The following is a 4,483-nucleotide window of genomic DNA, read 5'->3' as shown; positions in this document are numbered from 1 at the left end:
ACTCAAAGAGAATTTAGAAAGTGTAAATGTAGTTCTCGACAAAGACATTTTGGAAGAGTTAGATATAGTTCATGCTCAGTCTTCAAACCCAGCACCATAAGTAGAAAAACAGCTTTCAAGGGTAGACTTGTATAAAAAAGGGTTACTTCCTAAAGAAGCTTTGACGCAAGGACATCGCCACGCGATCGATTTATACCAATCTGGAGAGACTACGTTTCTAGCTTCTGGGCCAGAGTTTCTGAAAACGATCGCTAATAATGCCCCAAGAATTGCTCAAGCTACGGCAATAGCACCTCAACTCACTGGTGACACAGGTAAGAAAAATGTCGCGGTGATGAATATGGTTATTCCCCGTGATAGCAAACAACCAGACGCTTCTGTTAAGTTTGCTTTATTTGTCACCAATGACGAAAATCAGTTAGCTTTTGCTAAAGCTGCAAATGTTCTACCTTCTACAGTCAAAGCATTATCTGATAGTTACTTTAAAGATGTTCCAGCTAATGCTTCAACAATAGAAAAAGCGCGAGTTATGAGTGCTGAAGAACTGCCAAAGGGAGAAATATTAACCCCTACTTTGAAGGATTCCAACAAACTGCAAAAGGCAGTTTACGAAAACTTGCAAGCAGCAATGTTAGGGCAGAAGACTGTGGATAAAGCTGTAGAGGATGCGGCGCAAGAGTGGAACAGTACTAGGAGTTAGGAGACAAAGGAAATAATAGTTAAATATAAGAATTTCGGGGTGGAAATGGATGTAGGACTTAGGCAAGTTGCGTAAGTCCTGTTTGAAAAAGGGTGTCTTGGACAAACTACGCTTGCACCACAAAATTTAATGCCGTAAGAGTTGGCGCACCAGTTAGAGTTGCAAATAGACCACCACTACCAAAACCTGCGGCACTGCCATTTTGGTTGTAAAATAACTGCCCACTGGCAGCGTCATAGATAATTTTCGCCGTGCTAGACGCCACAGAAGAAGTTGTGATTTGAAAATCACTATCCTTAAGATAACCTGTTCTTGTTAAAGCGATCGCACTAAAAGTAGTTTGATCCAAGATAATCTGATCACCTTGGGAGTAGTTGAAGTCAGCGATCGTGTCTTGACCAATAGCAGTCAGGGCAAAGTCTGCATCGGTGTTGTAAACGAAAGAGTCAGCACCTACACCACCAACGAGAATATTATTGCCGAATCCACCCACAAGAGTATCATTGCCCTCTCCACCGATGAGAATATCATCGCCTGACCCGCCCCGCAACAAGTCATTGCCACTCAAGCCATTAATTATGTCGTTACCTCCTTGACCATTAATCACATCATCTGAGTTGTCAAAACCTGCGATGTTATTGTTTAATTCATTGAGGAAGGTGACGGTGTTTTTGTTGAAAATGCTAGTTTGAATGGAGTTGGCATTAATTACATCAAAGCTGTCGGTGATGCTGGTTTGCCCATCAAATAAGATATTGCCCAGTGCAAATCTTGAATCAGTTTGTGGCAGGTTATCCAGGTTTTCTAAGAGGAAGTTTTGCAATTGGACTTTGGTAGATGCCACATTTTCAAAGGTGACTTCTAAGTTGTTGCCTTTTTGAGTTAGTTGCAGATTTTCGGCAGTCAATCCACTACCTATAAATTGCAGTGTATCAAGATTGGCAATTACAGTCGATGATGGGTTTGAGCCTTTACCAACGCCACCAAAATCAGTGATAATGTCATTGGCATCGCCAGGGCGAAATACAAACTTATCTTGACCACCGTTGCCTGTCAGGGTATCGTTACCAGCTTTGCCCTCGATGATGTTGTTCCCAATTGTACCGATGAGAGTGTCTGCATCAGCAGTTGCCGTTAGGATAATCGCGCCACTGCCCAGATTTGTCCCCCCAAACACCACATAGCTTTGCCCAGCATTAGAGTTGCCGTTGGGGGAGGCACGATATGCCCCAATAATCAGGTCGTCAATGCCATCACCGTTGATGTCCCCCCCATTGCTGACTGAGATGCCTGACTCGTTATATGCTGCAATGCCATTAATTAAAAAGCCATTAGTGCCATTCAAATCAGAGAGGTTGAGGCTGCCGCCACTGCCAAGATTTGCCCCCCCAAACACTACATAGCTTTGCCCAGCAAGAGAGTTGCCGTTGGGGGAGGCAAATCATGCCCCAATAATCAGGTCGTCAATGCCATCGTTGTTGATGTCCCCTGCATTGCTGACTGATTCGCCTGATAAGTCACCTGCTGCAATGCCGTTAATTAAAAAGCCATTAGTGCCATTCAAATCAGAGAGGTTGAAGCTGCCGCCACTGCCCAGATTCGTCCCCCCAAACACTACATAGCTTTGCCCAGCATAAGAGTTGCCGTTGGAGAAGGCACGATATGCCCCAATAATCAGGTCGTCAATGCCATCGTTGTTGATGTCCCCTGCATTGCTGACTGATTCGCCTGAATAGTCACCTTCTGCAATGCCGTTAATTATAAAGCCATTAGTGCCATTCAAATCAGAGAGGTTAAGGAAATTAAATAATGAATTAGCCATAATTAGCTCCCCCACATCTGGTTATTAAATAGTTATTGACTGCGTAGTTCATATATTAACTCGGAAAAAGATAAATCAAGGGTTTATACAAAACATCCCACTTTTTTACAAAGCATTCCAAAATAGGTACGCTTTAAACCTCTCTTTTGATCTCATCCATCCCTAGTGAAGAACTCGATTAACGACCCAATACCAATACTCCATAATTCCCGTAGCACCTCGTAGCGCGTCTTGTAGCACAGAGTTGATCTTTGGTGGTTTGATCGGTTGGTGCGATCGCTAAAGTTGTTTGATAAATCTCGTTTCTAGGTAAAACCCGGAAATGCTTTTGAGCGAGGCGGAACCTCATAGTAGGCATTACAGCTATTTTCAGGTAAATAGACCACGCGGTAGGGGCATAGCAATGCTCATTGGTGTCAACTTAACGTGAAAGTCATGTCCCGCAAGGAACTGAAGTTCCTTGCTAATAGCAAAAGTCATCTTTTGATGACTAAATATAATAACCAAAAATCTTTAGTCTACTTGAGTAGACTTTAGCTATGAGCCGCTGAAATTCATTTCTGGGCGGGCGTGGAAGCCAACAGATAAGCGATTTTTAGCTTAAGTTGACACTAATGAGCATTGCGCTTTACCCCTACGACAGATGTGGTTCAAATATATGAAAACTGCTGTAAGAGGTTGTTATAACCGTTAAATTGCTTAAATCTTCTGATAAATATCTAAGCATTGTCAAGAGGCTAGGTGTAATTATGGTAAAGTTAAAGTGAATTTTAGGAAGTGCTATATAAAGTTTTCGTGTCACCGATAGCGTAACCCTACGGGGAGGCAAGCGAAGCGCAGCGTCTCCAAGAGTTGCGTTAGTAAATCTTGTGTGCAACACGCTCTTGTGTTCGAGGATGACAGCCGCTCGTAGACATCGCGCTCTTTTTAGAGATTGTATTGAGGAACGAAACCCAACATTGGGGCGTTTGTTGACTAAAATTTGAGTTCAACACAACTTAGATCATAGCGTTAGTAACAAAAATAACGACTTTAGTAACTAAAATGATTATGTTGTAACGAAAATTTGGTTGTTTATAACAAAAATAATGACTTTACTAACCAAAATGATTATTTTATAACTAAAATTATAATGTTTGTAACAAAAATAATTATTTTAGTAACCAAAATGGTTATGTTGTAACTAAAATAACGATTTTAGTTACAAAAATGGTATGTTGTAACTAAAAATCAGGGCTAATGTTCAGAAAATATCACGCTTTGCCAGATATTGGTACATCTGCCAACGTGCATCTACCTCAGCTTGGGCTTGTTCTAACAAGTGCTTGGCTACTTCGGGTTTACTTTTGGTAAGCATTTTGAAGCGATTTTCTTGATACATTGAATGTTCTACAGATTGCGTAGGCGATCGCATATCCAATTGCAATGGATTTTTACCCTGTTTGAGCAACTCTGGATTATGCCGATACAGCAACCAACGTCCTGATTCTACCAAAGTTTTCTGATGATTCATCCCTGTGGTCATGTTGATGCCGTGGGCTATGCAGTGGCTGTAAGCAATAATTATTGATGGGCCATCATAAGCTTCTGCTTCCAGAAATGCTTTGAGAGTATGTTCATCTCTAGCTCCAAGGGCTACACTCGCTACATAGACATTTCCGTAGGTCATGGCAATCATCCCTAAGTCTTTTTTAGGTGCAGGCTTACCACTGGCGGCATATTTAGCAACTGCGGCTCGTGGCGTAGCTTTAGAAGATTGACCGCCTGTATTAGAATACACTTCTGTATCCATGACTAAGATGTTCACATTTCGACCACTAGCAATTACATGATCGATGGCGACAAAGGCAGCATACAAGCATTTAGGATTCACGCCGCCTAATGAACAATTGTCATTATTGTAATTATGGGCATTGGGCATTGGGCATGGGGCATGGGGCATGGGGCATGGGGCATTGGGC

General features: G+C 42.1%; 4 protein-coding genes and 1 pseudogene. 1 reads left to right on the top strand and 4 read right to left on the bottom strand.

The window, feature by feature from the left end; genetic code table 11:
- Positions 1–121: 121 nt before the first annotated feature.
- A pseudogene (locus LC574_RS28015) lies at positions 122–700 on the top strand (extracellular solute-binding protein); the annotation flags it as partial.
- 106 nt (positions 701–806) lie between these two features.
- On the opposite strand, the gene LC574_RS28010 reads toward LC574_RS28015, so the two are convergent.
- The 4 genes from LC574_RS28010 to LC574_RS27995 form a co-directional block, all read right to left on the bottom strand.
- Positions 807–2,096 carry a calcium-binding protein gene (locus LC574_RS28010; RefSeq protein ID WP_229456935.1) on the bottom strand — a complete coding sequence of 430 codons (1,290 nt, stop codon included), beginning with the start codon at positions 2,094–2,096 and terminating at the stop codon, positions 807–809.
- Positions 2,097–2,141: 45 nt separating this feature from the next.
- The gene (locus LC574_RS28005; protein ID WP_229456934.1) at positions 2,142–2,522 is read right to left on the bottom strand and encodes an integrin alpha; all 381 of its coding nucleotides are present in this window, start codon (positions 2,520–2,522) and stop codon (positions 2,142–2,144) included.
- Between the two features lie 178 nt (positions 2,523–2,700).
- Positions 2,701–2,880: a hypothetical protein gene (locus LC574_RS28000; protein WP_229456933.1), complete on the bottom strand. Its 180-nt coding sequence runs from the start codon at positions 2,878–2,880 to the stop codon at positions 2,701–2,703.
- Between the two features lie 885 nt (positions 2,881–3,765).
- On the bottom strand, positions 3,766–4,483 hold a 718-nt coding region (locus tag LC574_RS27995), incomplete at its 5' end, for a thiamine pyrophosphate-dependent enzyme (protein WP_229456932.1).

Origin of the sequence: Nostoc sp. CHAB 5715, from assembly GCF_020829685.1 — a bacterium.
In the GTDB taxonomy this organism is placed as follows: Bacteria; Cyanobacteriota; Cyanobacteriia; order Cyanobacteriales; family Nostocaceae; genus Nostoc.
The sequence above is the reverse complement of the archived record's forward strand: the minus strand, read 5'-3'. Positions and strand labels throughout refer to the sequence as shown.

What these genes read in the sequence shown, in the direction of transcription:
- LC574_RS28005 (WP_229456934.1), bottom strand. Translation starts at nt 2,522, where the DNA reads ATGGCTAATTCATTATTTAATTTCCTTAACCTCTCTGATTTGAATGGC.
- LC574_RS28000 (WP_229456933.1), bottom strand. Translation starts at nt 2,880, where the DNA reads ATGCCTACTATGAGGTTCCGCCTCGCTCAAAAGCATTTCCGGGTTTTA.